Genomic DNA, 22,545 nt, shown 5'->3' on the forward strand with positions numbered 1-22,545 from the left:
AATCCGCTGTCAAGGGCAGGAGGTATCACGATGGCGAGACCCACGATCGCGGACATCGCGACCAGGGCCGGGGTGTCCAAGGGCGCGGTGTCGTTCGCGCTGAACGGGCGGCCCGGGGTCAGCGACGCGACCCGGGAGCGGATCCTGAAGATCGCCGAGCAGATGAGCTGGCGGCCGCACAGCGCGGCGCGGGCGCTCGGTGCGTCCCGGGTGGACTCGGTCGGGATGGTGATCGCCCGGCCGGCCCGGACGCTCGGAGTCGAACCGTTCTTCGCGCACCTGCTGTCCGGCGTCCAGTCCGGGCTGTCCGCGGAGTCGATCTCGCTGCAGCTGCTGATCGTCGAGGACACCGCCGCCGAGATCGAGGTGTACCGGCGGTGGGCGTCGGAGCACCGGGTCGACGGCGTGATCCTGGTCGACCTGACGGTGAAGGACCCGCGGGTGGAGGAGCTCAAGGCGCTCGAGCTGCCGGCCGTGGTGATCGGCGGCCGCGGCGGCAAGGGCGCGCTCGCCTCGGTCTGGGCCGACGACCGGGACGCCATGCTCGCGATCGTGGAGTACCTGGCCGCGCTCGGGCACCGCCGGATCGCGCACGTCGCCGGTACGCCGAACTTCCAGCACACCCAGCGCCGGATCCGCGCGGTCCGGGACGCGGCGCCGCGGCTCGGCCTGGTCGACGCGCCGTCGCTGACGACGGACTTCAGCGACGCCGAGGGCGCCGCGATCACCCGCAAGCTGCTCTCCCAGCCGAACCGCCCGACCGCGATCGTCTACGACAGCGACGTGATGGCGGTGGCCGGCCTCGGCGTCGCGATGGAGATGGGCGTCTCGGTGCCGGGCGAGCTGTCGATCGTCGCGTTCGACGACTCGATCCTGACCCAGCTGATGCACCCGGCGCTGACCGCGCTGTCCCGCGACACCTTCGACTTCGGCCGCCAGGCCGCCGAGGTGCTGCTCGACACGATCGCCGACCCGGGCACGGTGATCAACCGCCGCACCGCCGACCCGGTCCTCACGGTCCGCGAGTCCACCGCGCCACCGGCGTAATGTTTGCGCTACCGGCCTAAACCGATTTAGCATCCTCGCCATGGCTCCGCAGACCACCACGCCGCGATTCGGTGCGAACTACGTTCCCTCGGCGGGGTGGTTCTACAGCTGGCTCGACTACGACCGCGACGCGGTCCGGCGGGACTTCGCCGACCTGGCCGGGATGGGCCTCGACCACGTCCGGGTGTTCCCGGTCTGGCCGTGGATCCAGCCGAACCGGGCGATCATCCGCGAGCGCGCGATCGCCGACCTGCTGGACACGATCGACGCGGCCGCGGAGCACGGCCTGACCGTCGCGGTCGACCTGATCCAGGGGCACCTGTCGAGCTTCGACTTCCTGCCGTCGTGGGTGCTGACCTGGCACCGGAGCAGCCTGTTCGAGGACCCGACGGTCCGCGAAGGGCTCACGGCGTACGTCGACACCGTCGCGCGCGCCGTCGCGACCAAGCCGAACGTCTTCGCGATCACGCTCGGGAACGAGGTCAACAACCTCTGGCCGGACAGCTCCACGACCGTGGAGGCGTCGACGGCGTGGGCGCACGAGCTGCTGACCACGGTGAAGAAGGCCGCTCCCGGCGTACTCGCGCTGCACTCGATCTTCGACGACGCCTGGTACAAGCCGGACCACCCGTTCCACCCGGCCGATGCGGTGGACCTGGGCGATCTGACCACCGTCCACTCGTGGGTGTTCAACGGGGTCTCACGAGTAGACGGTCCGCTCGGCCCGGCGACACTCACGCATGCCGACTACCTGGTCGAGCTTGCGCGGTCGCTGGCGCCGGAGCGGCCCGTCTGGTTGCAGGAGGTCGGCGTACCGGGGCCGGACATTCCGGTCGACCTGCAGGCCGAGTTCACCCGTCGTACGGTCTCGAACGTGCTCACCAATCCGGCGTTGTACGGCGTGACCTGGTGGTCGTCGCACGACATCGACCGGCGGCTGCTCGACTTCCCGGACCGCGAGTACGACCTCGGTCTGTTCACCGTCGACCACCAGCGCAAGCCGGCCGCGCAGGCGCTGTCCGAGCTGATCGCCGACGTCCGGCTGAACGGCGTACCGCGGCAGCCGCCGGTGACCACGCTGGCCGCGCCGATCGACCTGCGGACCGAACTCGACCGGCGCGCGGAAGTTGCCCCCGGCAGCGAATTCCACCGGCGGTGGGTCGCGGCCCGCGCGGACGGACCGGTACGGATCAGCTCGTGAGGACCTGACGCAGTTCCTGGTTGACGTTCGTCCCGGGTCCCGGGTCGTAGTTGCCGAGGTGTACGGCGGTGTACCCGAGTTCCGGGTACCACTCGGCGCTCGTACTGACGCCCGGTGCGCCGCCGGTGTGGCCGGTGACGAGTCCGCCGTTGAGGATCGAGCTGTCCACGCCGTACCCGAAGAAGTTGACGATCTCCGGCAACCCGGGCTTGGCCGGCAACGTGCCGAGGCCGAACTTCGGCGTCACGAAGACGTCCCGGTACGTCGGACTCAGCAGCGTGCCGTCGGTCAGCGCCCGGACGAACCTCGCCAGGTCGGGTGCGCTCGCGAACGCGTTGCCTGCCGGGGTTCCGATCAGGCCGAACGCGTCCGTGGTCAGGGCGTCGTACCGCTTGCCGGACTTGTCGGTGGGGTACGGATGCGCGAAACGCCGGTCGGTCCGCCACTGGTTGATCAGCGTGAAGTCGGACGACGCCATCCCGGCCGGTCGGAAGATGTTCTTGCGGATGTAGTCGTAGTACGAGACGCCGGCGACCTTCTCGACGATGCAGCCGAGGACGTGGAAACCGGAGTTGCTGTACTTCGCCGCGGTGCCGGGGGCGAACGCGAGCGACTCGGTGCGGATGTAACGCAGGATTCCGTCCATGGTCTGCCGCGGCGTCGTCCAGGTCGCGGACTCCTGCCAATACCCGTCGAGCTGCATGTAGTCGCCGAGGCCCGACGTGTGCGTGAGCAGATTGTGGATCGTGATCCCTGCCTTGAACCCGCTCAGGTACTTCTCGATCGGATCGACCAGGTCGAGCGCCCGCCGCTGCACAAGCTGCCCGATCGCAATGCCCGTGAACATCTTCGTCACCGACGCCAGGCAGAAGATCGTGTCGTCCCGGTTGCGGATTCGCCGCTCCCGGTCGGCGTACCCCATCGAGCGGGACAGCACGGGACGATTGTTCTTGAGTACCAACACCGTGCCGGAGAACGAGTCGTCAGCCGCGAGCTTGTCGAGGTACTTCTCGAGCTCGTCAACCGTTCTCGGCTGCTGAGCCGCGCTGGGATAGGTCCAGGCGCCGCCCGCGACCACCGCCGGCACGACGGCCAGACCGGACCGGCGGAGAAACGTACGCCTGCTGCTCTGCTGTGCCAAGGGAGTGCTCCTCACGTGATCGATGACCACTGAGATCCAATCCGGCCGGCTGTTTCCCTGGCGTTACCGCTTGCCGATCAGCACCTCGATGCCGTCGAGGATGCGGGCCAGCCCGAACTCCAGGTCGTCGTCGAGCTCGTCCTCGTACTCCGCGTTGAGGTACAGCGAAGCCACCGTCGGGTAGTCGCCGGCCATCAGCCGCGGTACCAGGAACCGGCCGACGTGCTCGGCCTGCACCGGCGCATCGTCGCGATTGGTGAGCTGCCGGGCGAGGCCCGCGTAGTTGCGCGCCCAGCCGTCCAGCAGCATCAGGCAACCGAGGTTGTCGTGCTGGCTCAGCCCGGTCTGGTCGAGCGCCGCAAGCATCACCTCGACCCAGCGCAGCACGTTCGGCGTGACCGGCGCGCCGCGGATCGGTACGTCCAGCAGCCACGGGCGTTCGGCGTACTGCTTGACCTGGGCATCGACCCACGCGATCGCAGCCGCCCGCCAGCCGTCGGGCAGCTCGGGCGGCGGGCCGACGGCCTTGTCGTGGACGAGCACGATCAGCTCTTCCTTGGACCGGACGTAGCGGTACATCGCGTTGGTGGTGACGCCGAGCTTGCTCGCGATCCGCTGCAGCGAGATCGCCTCGAACCCGTACCGGTCGCCGAACTCGATGCCGGTGGCCACGATCTGCTCGACCGTCAAGGCCGGCTTCGGCCCGCGCCGCTGGACCGGTTGCACGCCCCAGGACAGGGCGAGTCCCGGCGGCAGCTCGTCGGGTTCCTCGGTCATGGTTCCCATCCTGTCGTACGCCGTGCGCCGCCGAACAGGGGTGTTAGCACCACCTCGAAACGGGTCCTGAGCACCGCGCGGATGAAACTGTTCAACCCCTACGCTTTTTCACATCGGAACCCGCTGGAAAGGACCAGTCCCATGAACAACTTGCTCGAAGCCCTGTTGACCCCCGACCAGGTCGCGCTCACCGACACCGACCGGAGCGCCGCGATCGCCCGGCTGGACAGCGCCGTACGGCAGGCCGCTCTCACCCCGTCGCAGGCCGCCGACCGGCAGGATCGCGTACTGACCGCCCGGACCCGCGGCGAACTCCGGAACATCCTGTCCGGTGTCGCGAACGCCGCCCCGCCGCGTGGGCTGACTATTGCGCTGCAGGCGTTCACGGGTGTCTGGCTGGTCGCCTGCGTGGTCCAGTTCGTGGTCTGGGTCGCGCTGGCGGTCTTCGGTCACTTCGACGGGCCGTGGTGGTTGTGGTCGGACCTCGGCCTCGGGGCGATCGTCGCGATCCTGTGGTGGACCAACGAGTCGTACCACCGCAAGAGCGACGTACTGGTCGCCGCGTGAACGCGCCGGTGCAGCTGACCGACGTTCGGAAGACGTACGGGACCGGGCCTGGCGCGGTTGATGCGCTGGCCGGGGTGACGTACGGGTTCGCCGCCGGTACGTTCACCGCGGTGATGGGGCCGTCGGGGTCCGGGAAGAGTACGTTGCTGCACTGCGCGGCCGGGCTCGATGCGCCTTCCGCCGGGTCCGTTGAGCTGGCCGGGCGGTCGTTGGACGGGCTGGACGAGACCGCGTTGACGGAGTTGCGGCGGGAGCAGGTCGCATTCGTGTTCCAGTCGTTCAACCTGATGCCGGCGTTGACCGTACGGCAGAACGTCGTACTGCCGATGACGTTGGCCGGGAAGCAGCCGGACGACGCGTGGGTCAGCGAGGTGATCCGGCGCGTCGGCCTCGGCGACCGGGTCCGGCACCGGCCGAGCGAGCTGTCCGGCGGGCAGCAGCAACGGGTGGCGATCGCCCGGGCGCTGGCCGGCCGGACCGCGATCACGTTCGCCGACGAGCCGACCGGGGCGCTCGACACCAGTACCGCGCTCGAGGTCCTGACGCTGCTCCGCGACCAGTCCCGCCAGCTCGGTCAGACGATCGTCATGGTCACCCACGACCCGGTCGCCGCCTCGTACGCCGACCGCGTCCTCTTCCTCGTCGACGGCCGCATCGTCTCCGAATCCACTACCCCCACGCCAGAAACCATCGCCACCGAACTGACCCACCTCAGCACCACCCGCACCCACTGACATTCCTCCGAGGGAGATCTGCTCATGTTCCGCCTCGCCGTTACTACGCTGCGGTACCGGACTGCCGCGTTCCTCGCGATCTTCGTCGCGGTCCTGCTCGGCGGGGCGCTGCTCAGCGCCGCCGGCGGTCTGCTCGAGACCGGCCTCCGCCTGAACGCCCCACCCCAACGCCTCGCCGCCGCCCCGATCGTCATCACCGGCGACCCGGCCTACCACCCACCGGACGGCAGCGGCTCAGCCGCCTTCCCAGAACGCCACCGCGTAGACCCCTCCCTCACCACCAAACTCACGAACACCCCCGGTGTGCAGAAAGCAGTCTCCGACAGCTCCTTCCCAGCAGTCCTCCCGCTCCCCGCGGGCGGTACGGGCGGGAGGGGAGGGACGGGCAGCGCGCCCGACCCGAGCAGCGCGGGCAGCGCGGGCAGCGCGGGCGTGCTTGCCGGGCATGCGTGGGGGGCGGCGGAGCTGACGCCGTATCGGCTGACCGCTGGGCATGCGCCACGGAGTGGGCAGGTGGTGCTGGACGAGCGGTTGGCCGGGGCGAGCAAGCCCGGTGAGCGGGTGACGGTTGTTGTTGGGGGTGAGCCGCGGACGTACGTGCTCGCGGGGGTTGCGGTTGCTCGGCAGCGGGTTGACGTGCCGGCGGTGTTCTTCGCGGACGTGGACGTGCCAGGTGGTGTGGATGCGATCGGGGTGTTTCCGGCGGACGGTACGTCGGTGCGCGAGCTCGTGAAGCGGCTGGAGCTGCCGGCCGGGGTGAAGGCGTACACCGGGGACGAGCGTGGCGTCGCGGAGTTCTCCGGGATTGCGACCAGTCTCCCGCTGATCATCATGTCGGGCGTGTTCGGCGGCATGGTCGCGGTGGTGATGGCGCTCGTCGTATCGGCCACCATCGGGCTCTCGGTCCGCCAGCGACGCCGCGAGCTCGCCCTGCTCCGCGCGAGCGGCGCCACCCCGCGTCAGGTCGGCAAGATGGTGATCGCCGAGACCATGGTGGTCGGCGTACTCGGCCTCGGCCTCGGTCTGCTCTGCGGGCGGATCACCGGCACCTGGATCTTCGGACTACTGGCCGACGGCGGCATCGTCCCGCCACAACTACGCTTCGACCAGGGCCCGCTCCCGTTCGCCGGCGCCGCCGTACTGACCTTCGCCGTACTCCGCGTCACCGTAGGTTTCGCCGCCGCCCGCGCCGCCCGGATCCGCCCGATCCAGGCGCTCGCCGAGGCCGCCGTACCGAACGTCGCCCTCGGCCGGGTCCGGATCGTCATCGGCCTGGTGTTCGCCGGCGCGACAGTGGCGATCGCACTCTCCACCCCGTTCATGGGACCGGCCAACGCCGCGGCGATCGGCGGTCCAGCCGGTCTGACCGGTTCGATCGCGGTCGCCGTACTCGCCCCGCTCGTCATCCAGCGCGCACTCCTCCCCCGGATCACCCGCCTGGTGGAGAAGCGCGGCACCAGCGGCACGCTCGCGGTGATCAACCTCCGCGTCCGCGCCGTACAGTTCGGAGCGATCCTGGTACCGATCACGATCGCCACAGCGATTGCCGTCGGCAACATCTACTCGCAGACCACGCAGCAGCAGGCAGCCGTCGACGCGTTCACGAAGAACCTGACCGGCGACGTCGTGATCAGCTCCACCACCGGCGGCATTCCGGTATCCCTGACCGCCGCAGCCCAGACCATGCCCGGTGTCACCAAGGTCTCCGAGCTGGTCCGCAGCAAGGGCTGGATCGAGGAGCCGTACGACAAATCGCACACCAGCGACGCGTGGCCGCTCCTCGGCCTGAGCGGCCCGGTCTACAAGGGCAAGGTGAAGAAGGGCTCGCTGGACGACCTGACGGGCAACACGATCGCGATCCCGCCCGGTACGGCCAAGAAGCTGAAGGTCGACGTCGGCTCGGAGCTCGGCGTACGGCTGGGCGACGGCGCACTGGTCACGCTCAAGGTGGTCGCGCTGGCCGAGGGACCGTCCGGCTACGAATCCCTCCTGCTGCCCGGAAAGCTGCTCGCCGCCCACACCACGACCGGCCTCCCGAGTCAGCTGCTGCTGAAGACCGACGACAAGAAGGCCACTCTCAAGGCCGACCTGTCCAAGTGGCCCGGTACGTCGATCGGCGGCCGGAGTGTGCTCGCCGACGGATTGGACACCGGGCTCGGCGTAGACGCGTGGATCGGCTACCTGCTCGCGGCGATCGCGGTCGCGTACACGGCGATCGCCTCGATCAACACGATCGCGGTCGCCGTACTCGACCGGCGGCGCGAGTTCGGGCTGCAGCGGCTGACCGGGGCCACGCGGCGTGAGGTGTCGCGGATGCTCGGCCTGGAGGGGCTGCTGATCGCGGCGCTCGGACTGGTCGCGGGCCTGGCCACGGCGGCCTTCACCGTGTTCCCGATCGCGCTCGCCACGCGCGGCTGGCCGATCCCGTCGGGCCCGGCGTGGATCCTGCTCGCCTGGGTGGCCGTCGTACTGCTCCTGGTCCTGCCGACGACCGCGATCACCGGCCGGATCGCGATGCGCGCCAACCCGATGGACGCCCTCAGCTCCCCGGTCGGCTGACCTTTGCGGAAAGAATTCCGCACCAGGCGACGAATTCTTTCCGGAAACCGGCCCGATCAGCCCGCGGGTTCGACCCAGGCGTAGCCGCCGTCTTCCAGGCGTACCACTTGGAGGCCGGCGGCCAGGCGCCGTACGTCGTCGGTCTCGATCACGCCCGTGGCCGGGCCGGCGATGTCCAGCACGATCGCGGCCGCGCCCTCCTGGACCGCCGCGGTGGCGACCAGTTGCGTGTGCTGCGGCATCGGCCGCGCCGCCGGATCCCACCGGGCCAGGCTCTCGCTGCCGGTGAACGCGAGCAGCGCGTTCCGCCCGTCCTGGCCCTGGAGCAGTACGACGGCCATGTCGGACGTCTTGTCGTGCGCGAGCCCGTTCTCGTCGTACTCGACCTCGCCGAGCATCGCCACCACCGGGACCAGCAGCCGCGCCCGCGTCAGCGCCGCGAGTACCGCACCATCGTCCCCCGCGGCCAGCGCCGCCGCGAGCGCGGGATCGGCCGCCCCGTCGTCGTTGTCGAACCCGGTGAATGCCAAACGCCGCTCTGGTTGCACGGGCCAATTCTCCCCGACAGTGCTTTCAGGGCTTTCAGGGGTACGTCAGGGCTGTTCCCCTCTTGGTTCGCGGGCCATCTGTGCGAGCCTGGACATGTGCCTACTTACGACGCTTCGACGCTACTGCCGCTCTGCGCAGGCCTGACGCTGCTCGGACTGATCGGCTCGTGGTTCGCCTGGCGGCGCCGCGGGCTCGCGGCGGGGACGCGCGGAGTGGCCTGGTCGCTGCTGCCGGTGTCGCTGTACATGACCGGCCTGCTCAAGGTGCTGTGGGAGGTCGTACGGTCGGTCGTGAGCTGGGCCGCCCACCTGATCTTCTCGCCGACCGTCTGGGCCGGGGTCGCGCTGTTCGGCGTCTCCGTCGTGCTGTACGTCGTTTCGGGGGTCGCTCGCGGGCGCACCCCGAAGGCATCGGAGAAGAAGAAGCCCGCCTCGCCCGCGGGTGAGCTGACCGCCACGGGTCCCGCCCCGGCGTCAGCCACTACCACCAAAGCTGCTGCGCGCTCAAAGGGGCCGTCAAAGGGGAAGGCGAAGCAGCAGGAATCGTCGGAGTTCGACGAGATCGAGGACATCCTGAAGCGCCATGGAATCAACTGAGAAAACCGCTGACCACGGTTCCCCCCTGACCATCGACTCGCTGCTGGACAACGTTCAGGCCGGCCCCCCGCGCCTGGGCCGGGCCAGACTGATCGGCATCGACGGACCGGCCGGCTCCGGCAAGACCACCGTCGCCGCCCGCCTCGAGGCCCGCGCGAAACTGCGCGACCTGAACACGTACGTCATCCACATGGACGACCTGTACGACGGCTGGACCGGAGCCGAGCGCGGCTTCGCCCTGCTCCGCGACCACGTCCTGCAACGGCTGGCCGACGGCCGCGAGGGTCGCTACCGCCGCTACGACTGGTACCAGCGCGCGTACGCCGAGCTGCACGTCGTACCGAACACCGTCGACCTGCTGATCGTCGAGGGTGTCACCGCCTGCGACCGGGACGCGGCGCACTGGCAGTCGCTGCGGCTGTGGGTCGAGACGTCCAACCAGGTCCGCCTGGACCGCGGGATCGAACGCGACGGCGAGGCGCTCCGCGACCACTGGCTCGAGTGGATGCGGTGGGAGCGCGACCACTTCGCCGAGCAGGCGACCCGGTCCCGGGCACACGTGATCGTCGACGGCGACCCCTCGACGCCGTACGACCCCGCACTGGAGCTGGTCACCACCTCGGTGGCACTACCGCCTCACGACTCCGCGGCGTCCTGAAGTCCGTCCCACGACCACCGGGTCACGGTCTGACCGTCGTCGACGTCCTCGGCTCGATGCCGGTACATCGTGTTGAACGTGGCCCAGGCGAAGTAGTCGTGCAGGACCTGCCGCAACCGCGGGTCGGTGAGCTCCGCGTCGGTCATCGCCTGGTCGAAGCACGCGATCGCGAGCCGGTTCATCTCGTCGTGCTCGCCGTTGCCGGCATGCAACCGCTGGACGAACGCCTCGGTCTCGTACTTCGTCGTGTACACCGGCGGCCCGCCCAGCGCCTCACCCCAGTACGTCGCCAGCCGCTCGACGTGATCGGGCTTCGCCCCGCCGTGGAACGCATGGCTGACGACCTCGTCCGCCATCACCCGCTCGTGCCACGCGGCCGCGAGCCGCTGCAAGCCGTCGGACCCACCCGCCGCTTCGTAAACGGTCTCCATGCGGGCAGTCTGCACCACGGCGGCGAGCTGGTCACGGGCCTGGGCGCGTTCCGGTTCGGAGCCGGCCCGCGCGATCGCCTGCTCGTACGCGGTGATTGCCTCGGGCAAGCGCTCTAGGCGGCGTAACAGGTCGGCCCGGGCCAGGGCGTACGGGTAGTAGTCTTGCAGGCGCGGGTCGCCTTCCAGCCCGTCGATGATGGCCAGCCCTGCGGCAGGGCCGTCGCGGAAGGCGATCGCGACAGCCCGGTTCAGCGCGATCACCGGCGACGGGTCGAGCGCGAGGAGTACGTCGTACAGCTGGACGATCTGGGGCCAGTCGGTGCTCGCGAAGTCGGCGGCCTCGTCGTGGACGGCGTTGATCGCGGCCTGGACCGCGTACGGGCCGGCATCGGTGAGGGCGGTGCGGACGAGTGCGCCACCTTCGGCGATCAGGTCGTGGTCCCAGCGGGCCCGGTCCTGGTCCTCGAGCAGGACCGGTTTGCCGTCCGGATCGGTACGGGCGTCGCGGCGGGCGTGGACGAGGAGCATGAGCGCGAGCAGGCCGGTCGCCTCGCGGGCGTCCGGGAGCAGCCGGTGCAGGATCCGGGCCAGGCGGATCGCTTCCTCGGCGAGGTCCAGGCGTTGCAGGTACGGTCCGGCGCTGGCGGCGTACCCCTCGGTGAAGACGGAGTAGATCACCTGCAGTACGCCGGGCAGCCGCTCCGGCAGTTCGTCCGGGCCGGGGACCCGGAACGGGATCCGGGCCTCGCGGATCTTCTTCTTCGCGCGGACGATCCGCTTCGCCATCGTCGCGGTCGGGACCAGGAACGCCCGCGCGACCTCCGGCGTGGTCAGCCCGGCGAGGCAGCGCAGGGTCAGCGCGCCGCGGTCCTCGGCGGCGAGGGCGGGATGCGCGCAGGTGAAGAACAGCTGCAGGCGTTCGTCGGGGAGCTCGTCGCCGGTGGGTTGCGGCGCGGACCGGTCCGCCTCGACCTGGAGGATCGCCAGCTTCGCGGCGTACACCTGGTCCCGCCGCAGGCGGTCGACCGCCTTGCGCCGGGCGGTGGTCATCAGCCAGCCGCCCGGGTTCGGCGGTACGCCGTCGACCGGCCAGCGGGTCAGCGCCGCCTCGATCGCCTCCGACGTGACCTCCTCGGCCAGGTCGAGATCGCCGAACCGCCGGGCGAGCGCGGCCAGCAACCGGCCGCGCTCCTCCCGGAAGACCTCCTCGACCTGCTTCACGAGAAGTTGGCGACCGGCCGGACGTCGACCGATCCGCCGCCGCGGGACCCCGGGCACTTCGCGGCCCAGTCCAGCGCGACGTCGAGATCCGGTACGTCGATCACGTAGAACCCGCCGAGCACCTCCCGGGTCTCCGCGAACGGGCCGTCCACCACGGTCCGCTTGCCGTCGTTCGCGACCTGGACCCGGGTCGAAGTGACCAGGTCGGCCAGCGACTCGGACGCGACCACCACGCCCGCGTCCTGGATCTCCTTGTCGAACCGCATCCAGTCCTCGGGCTCACACCCAACCGGAACGTCGTCCAGGTCCAGCTCGCCGGCGTTGATCAGCAGCATGTACTTCACGTCGCACCTCCTGTGTCCGTGTCTACAGCATCACCACGAACGGGATCGCCGCCGATGGACATGCCGTACCGAAGAACGGGTCGTGGTCGGGCTGTCGCCTGGGTCGTACGCCTGAGCGGCGGCCGGCCGGGGCGCCGAGGGGTGGGCACTACCCGTCCTTCGGTACGCCGATGGGTGAGGATGAGGCCATGAGTGTCTTGCCTTCAGGCGAACAGTGGATCCTGCGCGGTGGTGGGTACGAGGCGACGGTGGTGAGCGTGGGCGGTGGGCTGCGCGGGCTCACGTACGACGGGCGCCCGGTGCTGCTCGGTTACGCCGAGGACGAGCTGGCCCACGCCGGCATCGGCCAGCACCTGTTCCCGTGGCCCAACCGCATCACCGACGGGCAGTACACGTTCGAGGGCACCGAGCGACACCTGGGCCTGACCGAGCCCGCCCGCCGCAACGCGATCCACGGCCTCACCCGCTGGGCGAACTGGCAACGCCTCGATGACGCCTCCGACGAAACCACCGCCACCGTCGGCCACCGCCTCCACGGCGAGCCGGGCTACCCCCACCAACTCGACCTCCGCGTCGACTACCGCCTAACCACCACCCCAACCCCGACCTCCGCCCCCCTGCCCACCGCCCCAACCCCCGCCCCGGGCCACCCGCCCGCCGCCCCAACCCCCGCCGCGGGGCACCTGCAGGTAACTGCAACTGCTACCAACATCGGTAGGACTGCGGCGCCGTACGGTTACGGAGCGCATCCGTATCTGACCGTAGGACGCCGGCTCGACGAATGCGTACTCCAGTTCGAAGCAACCGATCGCCTAGAACTGTCGGAGCGGATGGCCCCGACCGGTTCGGTTCCGATTGCAGGGTCGCCGTACGACTTCAGCGGCGGCCGCACCATCGGCACGACGGTCATCGACAACGCCTTCACCGGGTTGGACGGCGAATGGTCGGTCGTACTCACGGACCCGGGGACGGGCAACCGCTCCGTGTTGTCGAGCGACACACCGTGGGTGCAGCTGTTCACCGGGGAACCAGTAGGCCGCTCAGCCCTCGCGGTGGAGCCGATGACCTGCCCACCGGACGCCTTCCGCACCGGCGACGACCTGATCGTGCTGCAACCGGGCGACACCCACACGACTACTTTTCAGGTATCGGTCTAGCCCCGGCGCCGTGTTCGCGGGCGACCGCCGCCAGTTCCTTGGCCGCGCGCGTCGCCCGCACTCCTTCGGACGCCTGGACCGCGAGAATCCCGAGCCGGTTGTCGTCGGCATCGAACAGCTGCAGCCAGGCGTCCCCCGGCCGGAACCGCAGCGCGGTCACCTCGGACCACTTCAGCGTGTACGACCGGAACACGTTCCGCACCCGCAAGCGGTCCTCGTACGCGGTCACCCGCAGCGTCGACATCCGGTACAGGATCCACAGCACCGCGCCGAAGAACAGCAGCAGCGTGATCCGCTGGAACCAGTCGAACGTCGCCCGGTCCGACGGCGACAGCCGGAACCAGATCACCCCGAACACGGCGATCAGGCACAGCCCCATCCCCGCGGACATCCCGGAAACGATCCGCGGATGGAAGGTCAGCAGGCGGTCCCGGGCGGGCATGTCAGCGCACCCGGTCAGATCCGGCAGGCGTGGATGTCGGTGGTAAGGATGGCGCGGGCGCCGACCTCCCAGAGCTGGTCCATCAGCCGCTGCGCCTCGGCCCGCTGGACCATCACCCGGACGGCGACCCAGCCCTGCCGGTGCAGCGGCGAGATCGTCGGCGACTCCAGCCCCGGCGCGACCGAGGTGGCCGCGTCGACGTCCTCGGCGCGGATGTCGTAGTCCATCATCACGTAGTTCCGCGCGATCAGGACGCCTTCGAGCCGCCGGACCAGCTGCTGCATCCCGTTCGGCGCGGTCTCGACGCCGTGCCGCTTGATCAGTACGGCCTCGGACTTGAGGATCGGCTCGCCGAACACCTCGAGCCCCGCCTGGCGCAGCGTCGTACCGGTCTCGACGACATCCGCGATCACGTCCGCGACACCGAGCTGGACGGCGGACTCGACCGCGCCGTCCAGGCGTACGACCGACGCCTCGACGCCGTTCTCGGCGAGGTGGTCCTGGAGGACCCCGGCGTACGAGGTGGCGATCCGCTTGCCGGCGAGGTCCTTGATCGAGTCCGCGACGCCGGGACGGCCGGCGAACCGGAACGTGGACGACCCGAAGCCGAGGCCCATGATCACGTCCGCGTCCGCGTGCGAGTCGAGCACCAGGTCGCGGCCGGAGATGCCGACGTCGAGGGTGCCCTCGCCGACGTACACGGCGATGTCGCGCGGGCGGAGGTAGTAGAACTCGACCTCGTTGGCCGAGTCGGTCAGTGTCAGGTCCTTGGTGCTCCGGCGCTGCTTGTAGCCGGCCTCGGACAACATCTCGGTGGCGGCCTCGCTCAGCGAGCCCTTGTTCGGTACTGCGACGCGCAGCATGGCGACTGCCCTTTCTGGGTGTGAACCGGTGATCTGTGGGAGCGGCTCCTACAGATGTCGGTACACGTCCTCGAGGTCCAGGCCGAGCGCGTGCATCATCACCTGGGCGTGGTACAGCAGCTGCGACAGTTCCTCCGCGGCGCGCTCCTTGCCCTCGTACTCGGCGGCCATCCAGGACTCGGCGGCCTCTTCGACCAGCTTCTTCCCGATCGCGTGCACGCCGGCATCCAGCGCCGCCACGGTCCCGGAACCCTCCGGCCGCGTCCGCGCCTTCTCTCCCAGCTCGGCGAACAGCTCGTCAAAAGTCTTCATCGCGCGCCCAGCCTACGGGTCCCGCCCAGGAGCCGGATGCCCAGGTCCGGTGGGCGGACCATACTGGGCGGGTGGAGATCTCGGTGATGCGGGCCGTCGAGGACGCTCCGGCGGCCGCGGCCTGGTACGCGCGGGCGCTCGGCGCCGTCGAACTGTGGAACCTGGGCAGCGTGATCGGCCTGAGTGTCGACGGCGCCCCGCTCTTCCTCGGCGAGCCGGGGAACAACATCTGGAAGACGCCCGCGGACACCGGGGCGCCGACGGTCCGGGTCGAGGTGTTCGTCGACGATCCGGATGCGTTCGTCGCGCGGGCCGTCGAAGCCGGGGCCGACGGGAGCTTCGACCCGGTCCGCGACCACGCCGTACCGTGGGGCACGCATCGGCAGGGGTCGTTCCTGGATCCGTTCGGGCACCTGTGGTTCGTGGGCGATCGTTCGCCGCTGGGCCCCGCCGAGCGCGGCTGAGAATCGTATGCAGAGTCCTCGGAGAGTTCGCGAGCTGGGCGTTGTCGTCGGTACTTTGCCTACCGGGCCGTTGAATGCGATCACCGATGTGCCTGGGGTGCGGGTCGGGCAGACGACAATCACCGGGGACGGGCTGAACACCGGGGTAACCGCGATCGTTCCCGATGGCTGGGAGCGGACGCTGCCGGCGGCGGTTGCTGTTGGCAACGGGTACGGGAAGTTGATCGGGACCACGCAGGTGGACGAGCTCGGCGTGATCGAGACGCCGATCCTGCTGACCGGGACGCTCAGCACGTTCCGGGTCGCGGACGCGTTCCTCACCTGGCTGCTGGACCGCAATCCCCGAGCCACCAGCCTCAACCCGATCGTCGGCGAGACCAACGACGGCTACTTGTCGGACATCCGCCGCCGCCCCATCACCCCCGCCCACGTCCACAACGCCCTCGACACAGCCACTTCCACCCTTCCCGCCGAGGGCTGCGTCGGCGCAGGAACCGGCACCGCCGCCCTAGGCTTCAAAGCCGGCATCGGCACCGCCTCCCGAGTACTGGGTGAAGGAACTGTGGGTGCTCTTGTGCAGGCGAACTTCTCCGGGCTGCTGACGGTGCTCGGGCGGCCTGTTCCTGCTCAACCGATAGATGCCGACGGCAACTCCTGCATGATCGTGGTGGGGACCGATCTGCCGCTCGACTCGCGTCAGCTGGGCCGGCTGGCGCGGCGGGCGGTGTTCGCGATGGCTCGGGTCGGGTCCGACTACGCACCGGGCAGCGGCGACTACGCGATCGCCTTCAGCACCGGGCGTCCGGCGACGTACGCCGACCGCGACCTCCGTACCCCGTTCCAAGCCGTCACCGAATCCGTCGAGGAGGCCCTCCTCAACTCACTGACGATGGCCAGCACCACGACCGGCTTCGACAACCACACGGCCCGCGCGGTCCCCCACGACCTGCTGCGATAACAACATGCCGAAGGCAACCACCGCCGCCACCGTCCGCACCAGATGCGCCACCTGCCAACGGTCCCGTACGGACGCCCAGTCCGACGGCGGCTGCTGTACCGACCACGACAGCTGATCCGAGTTGATCGGCAGGTTCACCACGAACGTCGTCACGAACACGACCACCAGCAACCCCACCGCCACCATTACGACCCGCCGCCCACTCCCCCGGCTCCGAACCGCAACCAGCACGGTCGCGACAAAGGCCGGGATCAACGTCACCGAAGCAAGCTTGTCCAACGAGTCCAACTCAACCAACCGCACCTGGGTGTAGACCGACCCGCCGAACCCACGCAGCGAGTTCTCCAACACCAGCACACACAGCAGAAACCCGCTGAACAACCCCGTGAACAGCAGGCTCACGCCACGTACGACTCGTGTCATCAGTAGCCCACACCAACCGGCTGACCGATCGTCGCTGGATCGTCGACAACCGACAACATCAGATGCGCGACATCGGCCCGCGACACCAGGTACCCGCGGGTGACGGTCCCACCGATCGCGGTCCGGTAGTGCCCGGTCAGCGCCCTGCTGTTCAGCTTCGGCGGCCGGACGATCGTCCACTCGGTCCCGCTGCTCATGATGTCCGCCTCCATCACCCGCAGGTCGGCGTACACGTCGGCCGCGAACAGGTTGATCAGCGGGAACACCACCCGCCGGTTCAGGAAGTCCGGCGGCACCGGACCGAGCGGCGCGGCGCTCACCGCCACGAACCGCCGTACCCCGGCCGCATCCATCGCGGCCAGAATCGATTTCGTACTCCCGGACGCCACCGGCCCGTCCTTGCGGCCCCGCGGCCCCACGCCCGAGATGACCGCCGTACTGCCGTCGACCGCCTCGCGCAGCGGTTCGGCCGCGTCCAGCCCGGGTACCCGCACCACGTCCAGCGACGGGTGCTCCAGCTCGAACGCGGACGACGTACGGACCACCGCCGTCACCTTGTGCCCCGCGTCGAGTGCCTGCCGTACGACGTGGCCGCCGATCCCGCCCGTCGCGCCGAACACCGTGATCCTCATCCGAACGCCTCCTGTGCGCCGATTCTGATCTGTAACTCATATCGTACGGAATTCATAAGATATGGAACAGACATAATCAGGTGACACGCGCCACCCCCAGATCGGAGGCAGGCCGGCTCAGGAGTAGAGGTCGCGCAGCTTCTGGCCGAGCTCTCTGAGTTCTGTCCGGAGCTCTTGCGGCTCCAGCACCTCGACGGCGTCACCGAAGCGGCAGAGCGTGGCGGCTGCATTAGGAACCGACTCGATCGGGATGGTCACGACCACGCTGCCGTCCTGCTCAGGCGCGGTGACCGCGACCGCCTTCACCAGCGCGGGGAACGAGACGTCGTACATCCTTCTCGCCAGACTGGCAGACACCCTGACCACTGCCTCCGCGGTGAAGCGGACGCGGTCGAACCCCTCCAGATGGTCCTGCCAGAACTGCTCGAGGTTGAAGTCGTCGGCCCGCTCGAACCCTTCCTCCGTCGGTGTGAGCTCCAGGATGTTGGAGACCCTGTACGTACGCAGTCCGGTCGCGGTGGCCGCTACGACGTACCAGGCTCCGTTCTTGAGCACCAGACCGTACGGCTCGAGCACGCGTTCCACCTCGCGCGGCTCCTCCCACCTGCGGTACAGCACCTTCACACGGCGGTCGTGGAGAACCGCATCGGCTACTGCTGCGAGCTGTGGTGAGTTCTCGGCGTCCTGGTACCAAGCAGGTAGGTCCAGGTGGAAGCGGTTCTTCAAACGGCCAGCCCGGTCCCGCTGGTCCGGTGCGAGCGCTGCGAGGAGCTTGAGCTCGGCCGCACTCGTCTCCGCGGTCAGCCCCAGCGCCGCGGCAGCTCCTGGCATACCGACGAGGAAGAGCGCGGCCGCTTCTTGTTCGGTCAGCCCGGTGAGGCGGGTGCGGTAGCCCTCCACCAGGCGGTACCCGCCTGCGCGGCCCTGGTCGGCGTACACCGGCACACCAGCAGCCGCGAGCGCCTCGACGTCGCGGTAGATCGTCCGCAGCGACACCTCGAGCTCATCGGCGAGCTCCCGCGCCGTCAACTGCCGGCGTGTCTGCAGCAGCAACAGGATCGACAGCAGCCGGCTCGAACGCATACTCCGAGGTTAATCCCGATCGCTGCCATGGGTTGTCAGGTATTGCCGTCGTGGCCTCTGACGAGCGCCGGGACATGCGACGTTGAAGTCCGGGCGTACCCAGCCTTTTACGCGGAGATCAGGTCGTTCTTGTCGTCGGCACGGATCGCCAGCCGAGCCGCGTCCGCGCAGCGCAGGATTGCTTCGATGGCGCGGCGGACGTCGCCGGCATCAGTCGCCCAGCTGGAGACCGAGATACGCATTGCGTCTTGACCCCGCCAGTTCGTCCCGGACATCCAGCACGTGCCTTCGGCCTGTACTCGTGTCACGACGTCGCGGGTCAGCGCGTCGTGATCACCGGTAGGCGAGCGGAAGCTCACCAACACTTGATTCAGATCGTGCGCCAGCACGACGGCACCGGTCGCGGCGGCCAGTTCGTCCGCGAACACACCGGCGAGTGCACAACATTCCTCGACGATCTCGGCGATCCCACGTCGGCCCAACGCCCGGATCGCCGCATAGATCGCGAATCCACGGGCTCGCCGGGAGAATTCAGGATTGTGGTCGAGCGAGTCACGCTCGCCGTTGGCGTCGTGAATCAGATAACTGGCTCGAATCGCCATCGCCGCATTGTGCGCCCGCGGATGCGCACAGAACACGAGTCCCGAGTCGTACGGGACGTTCAGCCATTTGTGCGCGTCGGACGCCCATGAATCAGCGCGCTCGATACCGCTGACCAGATGCCTCAGCTCTGGGCTGCTGGCCGCCCAGAGCCCGAATGCTCCGTCGACATGCACCCAAGCGCCGGCTGCGTGCGCTAGGTCGCAGATCTCACCGACCGGGTCGATGCTGCCGGTATTCACGTTCCCGACCTGAGCACAAACGATCGTCGGCCCTTCGCCGGCCGCCAGAGCCTCGGCCAGCGCGTCCGCACGCATACGGCCCCGGTCGTCACTCTGAACGACAGTCATACAACTGGTCCCCAACCCCAAGAACCGCAAAGCACGGTCGATGGTGTCGTGCCGCTCGGCACCAACGAGAACCCGGATCGGGGGCGCTCCGATGAGACCGTCACGCTCCACGTCCCACCCGGCCCGCATGAGCGTCTCGTTCCGCGCGGCCGCGAGACCCGTGAAACTGGCCATCTGCGCACCCGTCACAAAACCGACCGACACGGTCTCGGGCAGTCCGAACAGTTCGACAAGCCACTCCGCAGCAACTTGTTCCGCGGCCGCGGCCGCAGGAGACGTCGCAAAGAGCGCAGCGTTCTGATCCCACGCCGTTGCCAGCCAGTCAGCCGCAAGCGCGGTCGGCGTCGCGCCGCCGAACACGAACCCGAAGAACCGGCCGCTGCCACTAGGCAACAGACCGCCCTCGGCAGCACCCGCCAGTTCGCGCACGACATCGCAAGGATCGCCCGGGATCTCCGGCAACGGACCGGCGAACGCGCTCCGAAGCGCGGCTGGAGTCGCCCGCGGGCCAACAGGCCGGTCCTGAAGCCCCTCGAGGTAGTCGAGCGCGCAAAGGAACGCCTCGCCCAGCGGCCCCTTCCAGTCCGGTACCCGCATTCTGTTCCTCCCGTTGAAGCGCATCGAACATGCCGCGTTCGGCACGAAGGCGGCGCTCAACCATGCATCCGCGCTCTGAAAACCGACTGACTTGACCCTGATCCGCCTAACGCTGCCGTTCCTTGTCAGGTATTGCTCGGACGCTTGGCGTATGACATGGGACAAGGTGACCGGGGACTTCGACTTCCTCAACGGGTACTTCGACGTACACCACCGGACGCTGAAGCAGGCGTTCGCCGGGTGCGACGAGTGGCTCGAGTACGACGGGACCACGACGGCGCGGACGTACTTCGACGGGCAGATCAGCGTCGACGAGATGCGCTTCCCGACGAAGGGCTCGTACGGGCTGTCGCTACGGCTGTTCGACCCGGTGGCGCAGGTGTGGAACATCTGGTGGGTCGACAGCCGCACCATGCAGCTGTATCCGCCGGTGCAAGGCGGATGGTCAACGGACGGGTCAGGGTGCCGGCTGGTCGGTGAAGACACCTTGGACGGCAAGCCGATCCTGTGCAGCTACGAGTGGTCGGACATCACGGACGAGACCGCGCACTGGGAACAGGCGTACTCCAACGACGGCGGGGCCACGTGGGAGACGAACTGGATCATGGACTTCACCCGTCGTGCCACTCCTCCGCCGGCTCTGGATCTGCCCAAGCTGACCGACGACTTCGACTTCCTGGTCGGGCGGTGGGCCTTCCACAACCGGCGCCGGCGTCCGGTGCTGGGCGAGCCGTTCAGCTGGTACGAGCACGAGGCGACGATGCAGGCGACCACGTACTTCGACGGCGCGATCAGCTTCGACGAAGGCTGGTTCCCGAGCGAAGGCTTCCGCGGGGCAACCTTCCGGCTGTACGACCCGGTCGACAAGACCTGGTCGATCCACTGGATCAACAGCACCCGCGGCCAGCTCGAAACCCCCGTCATCGGCTCGTTCTCCAACGGCACCGGCACCTTCGAAGGCCCGGACGTATGGGACGGCCAACCCATCGACGTCCGTTTCCTCTGGACCCCCGGCACCGACAAGGCCGCCTGGGAACAGGCCTTCTCCACAGACAACGGCCAGACCTGGACAACAAACTGGTACATGGAACACACGCGTCTGGAGTGAGGTCGCAGCCGCTGGCAGGCTAGCCGAGTTGGCGGACGGCGGTCAGGGTGGCCAGGGCGGCTTGGGTTGCTTCGTAGCCTTTGTCCTCGCGGCTGTCTGGTAGGCCGGCGCGGTCCAGGGCCTGGGGGTCGTTGTCGCAGGTGAGGACTCCGAAGCCGACTGGTACGCCGGTGGTGACGCCGACCTGCATCAGGCCGTCGGTCGTCGCCTGGCAGACGTATTCGAAGTGCGGGGTGTCGCCTCGAATCACCACGCCGAGTGCGACCACAGCGTCGTACCCGGCCTTTGCCGCGTGCAACGATGCGACCGGCAGTTCGAAGGAACCCGGTACGCGGATCACCGTGTGGTCGGTGACGCCCGAGTCTTCCAAGGCACGCAGCGCGCCGGCGAGCAGGCCGTCGGTGACCTTCGGATGCCATTGGGCGGCGACGATCGCGACGCGGGCGCCGTCGGCGCGGGGGACCTCGATGGTGGGGGCTCCACTGCCGGACATCAGACGGCTCCGTTCTCTTCGGTGAGCAGGCCATCGGGAAGGTGGTGGCCCATCCGGTCGCGCTTGGTGCGCAGGTACCGCAGGTTGTGCTCGGTCGGGTCGATCGAGATCCCGCGCCGCTCGACGACCTCGATGCCGTAGCCCTGGACGCCCGCGAGCTTGTCGGGGTTGTTCGTCAGCAGCCGCACCGACTTCACGCCGAGGTCGGCAAGGATCTGCGCCCCGGTGCCGTAGTCGCGAGCGTCCGCCGGCAGACCGAGATCCAGGTTCGCGTCGACGGTGTCCCGCCCGGCGTCCTGCAGCTCGTACGCCTGCAGCTTGTGCAGCAGCCCGATCCCCCGACCCTCGTGCCCGCGCAGGTAGACCACGACTCCGCCCTCGGCCGCGACCTGCCGCATCGCCTCGTCCAACTGCGGCCCGCAGTCGCAGCGCAGCGACCCGAACACGTCACCGGTCAGGCACTCCGAGTGCAACCGCACCAGCGTTGGCCCAGCACCCAACGAGCCGCGTACCAGCGCAAGCTGCTCCGACCCGTCCACGACGTTGCGGTAGCCGTGAGCAACGAAATCGCCGTACCGGGTCGGCAGTGTCGTGGTCGCGACCCGCTGGATCTGCGATTCGGTCCGGCGCCGGTACCGGATCAGGTCGTCGATCGAGACCAGTACCAGCCCGTGCTCGTCCGCGAACTCGCGCAGCTCCGGTCCGCGCTTCATCGTCCCGTCGTCGTTCACCATCTCCGAGATCACCGCGGCCGGCGTCAACCCGGCCATCCGGGCCAGGTCGATCGACGCCTCGGTGTGCCCGGGCCGGACGAGTACGCCGCCGTCGCGCCCACGCAGCGGGAACACGTGTCCCGGCTGCACCAGGTCGTACGGCTCCGAGGCGGAGTCGGCCAGTACGCGGATCGTCCGCGCCCGGTCCGCCGCCGAGATCCCGGTGCTGATCCCGTCGCGGGCGTCGACGGAGATCGTGTACGCCGTCCGCATCCGCTCGCGGTTGTGCGGCGTCATCAACGGGATACCGAGCCGGTCGAGCTCGGCGCCTTCCATCGGTACGCAGACCACGCCGGAGCTGTACCGGATCAGGAACGCCAGCAGTTCCGGTGTCGCCTTGGACGCGGCGAAGATCAGGTCGCCTTCGTTCTCCCGGTCCTCGTCGTCGACCACGATCACCGCACGGCCGGCGCGGATCTCGTGGATCGCTTCCTCGATCGTGTCCAGCCGCAACGACTCGCTCAT

General features: G+C 69.1%; 25 protein-coding genes. 11 read left to right on the plus strand and 14 right to left on the minus strand.

Annotated elements, in window-relative coordinates:
• Nucleotides 1-30 precede the first annotated feature (30 nt).
• Nucleotides 31-1,047 carry a LacI family DNA-binding transcriptional regulator gene (locus ACFYRU_RS00190; protein ID WP_387651136.1) on the plus strand — a complete coding sequence of 339 codons (1,017 nt, stop codon included), beginning with the start codon at nt 31-33 and terminating at the stop codon, nt 1,045-1,047.
• A 40-nt stretch (nt 1,048-1,087) separates the two neighbouring features.
• Nucleotides 1,088-2,248 carry a glycosyl hydrolase gene (locus tag ACFYRU_RS00195; RefSeq protein WP_387651139.1) on the plus strand — a complete coding sequence of 387 codons (1,161 nt, stop codon included), beginning with the start codon at nt 1,088-1,090 and terminating at the stop codon, nt 2,246-2,248.
• Here the strand turns inward: ACFYRU_RS00195 and ACFYRU_RS00200 are convergent.
• Together ACFYRU_RS00200 and ACFYRU_RS00205 are read right to left on the minus strand one after the other, a co-directional pair.
• Nucleotides 2,238-3,389, minus strand: coding sequence for a serine hydrolase domain-containing protein (locus ACFYRU_RS00200; RefSeq protein WP_387651141.1), 1,152 nt, complete (start codon nt 3,387-3,389; stop codon nt 2,238-2,240). The genes ACFYRU_RS00195 and ACFYRU_RS00200 overlap by 11 nt on opposite strands.
• Before the next feature lie 63 nt (nt 3,390-3,452).
• A complete protein-coding gene (locus tag ACFYRU_RS00205) occupies nt 3,453-4,166 on the minus strand; it encodes a TetR/AcrR family transcriptional regulator (protein WP_387651144.1) in 714 nt (237 codons plus the stop codon).
• A 141-nt stretch (nt 4,167-4,307) separates the two neighbouring features.
• On the opposite strand from ACFYRU_RS00205, the gene ACFYRU_RS00210 reads away from it, so the two are divergent.
• From ACFYRU_RS00210 to ACFYRU_RS00220, 3 genes are read left to right on the plus strand one after another with little or no spacing between them, the layout of a single operon-like run.
• Nucleotides 4,308-4,733, plus strand: a complete 426-nt coding sequence (locus ACFYRU_RS00210; protein WP_387651147.1) for a DUF1707 domain-containing protein — start codon at nt 4,308-4,310, stop codon at nt 4,731-4,733.
• On the plus strand, nt 4,730-5,467 hold the full coding sequence (locus ACFYRU_RS00215) for an ABC transporter ATP-binding protein (protein WP_387651149.1): 738 nt from the start codon (nt 4,730-4,732) through the stop codon (nt 5,465-5,467). Before ACFYRU_RS00210 ends, ACFYRU_RS00215 begins: the two co-directional genes overlap by 4 nt.
• Before the next feature lie 24 nt (nt 5,468-5,491).
• Nucleotides 5,492-8,026, plus strand: a complete 2,535-nt coding sequence (locus ACFYRU_RS00220; RefSeq protein ID WP_387651151.1) for an FtsX-like permease family protein — start codon at nt 5,492-5,494, stop codon at nt 8,024-8,026.
• 56 nt (nt 8,027-8,082) lie between these two features.
• Here ACFYRU_RS00220 and ACFYRU_RS00225 read toward each other — a convergent pair whose 3' ends face one another.
• Nucleotides 8,083-8,574 (minus strand): SseB family protein, encoded by a 492-nt coding sequence (locus ACFYRU_RS00225; protein WP_387651154.1) that lies wholly within the window; start codon nt 8,572-8,574, stop codon nt 8,083-8,085.
• 96 nt (nt 8,575-8,670) lie between these two features.
• On the opposite strand from ACFYRU_RS00225, the gene ACFYRU_RS00230 reads away from it, so the two are divergent.
• Together ACFYRU_RS00230 and ACFYRU_RS00235 are read left to right on the plus strand one after the other, a co-directional pair.
• On the plus strand, nt 8,671-9,171 hold the full coding sequence (locus tag ACFYRU_RS00230; protein WP_387651156.1) for a hypothetical protein: 501 nt from the start codon (nt 8,671-8,673) through the stop codon (nt 9,169-9,171).
• Nucleotides 9,158-9,829: a uridine kinase gene (locus ACFYRU_RS00235; protein WP_387651159.1), complete on the plus strand. Its 672-nt coding sequence runs from the start codon at nt 9,158-9,160 to the stop codon at nt 9,827-9,829. The genes ACFYRU_RS00230 and ACFYRU_RS00235 overlap by 14 nt, the downstream gene beginning before the upstream one ends.
• Here ACFYRU_RS00235 and ACFYRU_RS00240 read toward each other — a convergent pair.
• Together ACFYRU_RS00240 and ACFYRU_RS00245 are read right to left on the minus strand one after the other, a co-directional pair.
• The gene (locus ACFYRU_RS00240; protein WP_387651162.1) at nt 9,808-11,481 is read right to left on the minus strand and encodes a DUF6596 domain-containing protein; all 1,674 of its coding nucleotides are present in this window, start codon (nt 11,479-11,481) and stop codon (nt 9,808-9,810) included. The two genes, ACFYRU_RS00235 and ACFYRU_RS00240, sit on opposite strands and share 22 nt — an antisense overlap.
• The gene (locus ACFYRU_RS00245) at nt 11,478-11,816 is read right to left on the minus strand and encodes a YciI family protein (protein ID WP_387657962.1); all 339 of its coding nucleotides are present in this window, start codon (nt 11,814-11,816) and stop codon (nt 11,478-11,480) included. The genes ACFYRU_RS00240 and ACFYRU_RS00245 overlap by 4 nt, the downstream gene beginning before the upstream one ends.
• 197 nt (nt 11,817-12,013) lie before the next feature.
• On the opposite strand from ACFYRU_RS00245, the gene ACFYRU_RS00250 reads away from it, so the two are divergent.
• On the plus strand, nt 12,014-12,982 hold the full coding sequence (locus ACFYRU_RS00250) for an aldose 1-epimerase family protein (RefSeq protein ID WP_387651164.1): 969 nt from the start codon (nt 12,014-12,016) through the stop codon (nt 12,980-12,982).
• Here the strand turns inward: ACFYRU_RS00250 and ACFYRU_RS00255 are convergent.
• The 3 genes from ACFYRU_RS00255 to ACFYRU_RS00265 are packed head-to-tail and all read right to left on the minus strand — an operon-like array spanning nt 12,960 to nt 14,599.
• Nucleotides 12,960-13,424: a PH domain-containing protein gene (locus ACFYRU_RS00255; RefSeq protein WP_387651167.1), complete on the minus strand. Its 465-nt coding sequence runs from the start codon at nt 13,422-13,424 to the stop codon at nt 12,960-12,962. The genes ACFYRU_RS00250 and ACFYRU_RS00255 overlap by 23 nt on opposite strands.
• A 14-nt stretch (nt 13,425-13,438) precedes the next feature.
• Nucleotides 13,439-14,287, minus strand: coding sequence for an ATP phosphoribosyltransferase (gene hisG, locus ACFYRU_RS00260; protein WP_387651169.1), 849 nt, complete (start codon nt 14,285-14,287; stop codon nt 13,439-13,441).
• 48 nt (nt 14,288-14,335) lie between these two features.
• The gene (locus tag ACFYRU_RS00265; protein WP_141853093.1) at nt 14,336-14,599 is read right to left on the minus strand and encodes a phosphoribosyl-ATP diphosphatase; all 264 of its coding nucleotides are present in this window, start codon (nt 14,597-14,599) and stop codon (nt 14,336-14,338) included.
• Between the two features lie 71 nt (nt 14,600-14,670).
• Between ACFYRU_RS00265 and ACFYRU_RS00270 the strand changes: the two genes are divergently transcribed.
• Complete coding sequence (locus tag ACFYRU_RS00270; protein ID WP_387651172.1) at nt 14,671-15,063, plus strand: VOC family protein; 393 nt, start codon at nt 14,671-14,673, stop codon at nt 15,061-15,063.
• Nucleotides 15,064-15,151: 88 nt separating this feature from the next.
• On the plus strand, nt 15,152-16,021 hold the full coding sequence (locus ACFYRU_RS00275) for a P1 family peptidase (RefSeq protein WP_387651175.1): 870 nt from the start codon (nt 15,152-15,154) through the stop codon (nt 16,019-16,021).
• Here ACFYRU_RS00275 and ACFYRU_RS00280 read toward each other — a convergent pair.
• The 4 genes from ACFYRU_RS00280 to ACFYRU_RS00295 all read right to left on the minus strand — a co-directional run bounded on the left by ACFYRU_RS00280 (nt 15,944) and on the right by ACFYRU_RS00295 (nt 19,706).
• Complete coding sequence (locus tag ACFYRU_RS00280; RefSeq protein WP_387651178.1) at nt 15,944-16,444, minus strand: anthrone oxygenase family protein; 501 nt, start codon at nt 16,442-16,444, stop codon at nt 15,944-15,946. The two genes, ACFYRU_RS00275 and ACFYRU_RS00280, sit on opposite strands and share 78 nt — an antisense overlap.
• On the minus strand, nt 16,444-17,076 hold the full coding sequence (locus ACFYRU_RS00285; RefSeq protein ID WP_387651181.1) for an NAD(P)-dependent oxidoreductase: 633 nt from the start codon (nt 17,074-17,076) through the stop codon (nt 16,444-16,446). Before ACFYRU_RS00285 ends, ACFYRU_RS00280 begins: the two co-directional genes overlap by 1 nt.
• A gap of 117 nt (nt 17,077-17,193) precedes the next feature.
• Nucleotides 17,194-18,159 carry a helix-turn-helix transcriptional regulator gene (locus ACFYRU_RS00290; protein WP_387651183.1) on the minus strand — a complete coding sequence of 322 codons (966 nt, stop codon included), beginning with the start codon at nt 18,157-18,159 and terminating at the stop codon, nt 17,194-17,196.
• A 107-nt stretch (nt 18,160-18,266) separates the two neighbouring features.
• On the minus strand, nt 18,267-19,706 hold the full coding sequence (locus tag ACFYRU_RS00295; protein WP_387651186.1) for a pyridoxal phosphate-dependent decarboxylase family protein: 1,440 nt from the start codon (nt 19,704-19,706) through the stop codon (nt 18,267-18,269).
• A 151-nt stretch (nt 19,707-19,857) separates the two neighbouring features.
• Here ACFYRU_RS00295 and ACFYRU_RS00300 point away from each other — a divergent pair, with 151 nt between their 5' ends.
• The gene (locus ACFYRU_RS00300) at nt 19,858-20,814 is read left to right on the plus strand and encodes a hypothetical protein (RefSeq protein ID WP_387651188.1); all 957 of its coding nucleotides are present in this window, start codon (nt 19,858-19,860) and stop codon (nt 20,812-20,814) included.
• A 19-nt stretch (nt 20,815-20,833) separates the two neighbouring features.
• Here ACFYRU_RS00300 and ribH read toward each other — a convergent pair whose 3' ends face one another.
• Nucleotides 20,834-21,307 (minus strand): 6,7-dimethyl-8-ribityllumazine synthase, encoded by a 474-nt coding sequence (ribH, locus tag ACFYRU_RS00305; RefSeq protein WP_387651191.1) that lies wholly within the window; start codon nt 21,305-21,307, stop codon nt 20,834-20,836.
• Entirely contained in the window at nt 21,307-22,545 is a 1,239-nt protein-coding gene (locus tag ACFYRU_RS00310) for a bifunctional 3,4-dihydroxy-2-butanone-4-phosphate synthase/GTP cyclohydrolase II (RefSeq protein WP_387651194.1), read from the minus strand. The genes ribH and ACFYRU_RS00310 overlap by 1 nt, the downstream gene beginning before the upstream one ends.

The organism is Kribbella sp. NPDC004536, from assembly GCF_042873835.1.
Classification (GTDB): Bacteria; Actinomycetota; Actinomycetes; order Propionibacteriales; family Kribbellaceae; genus Kribbella.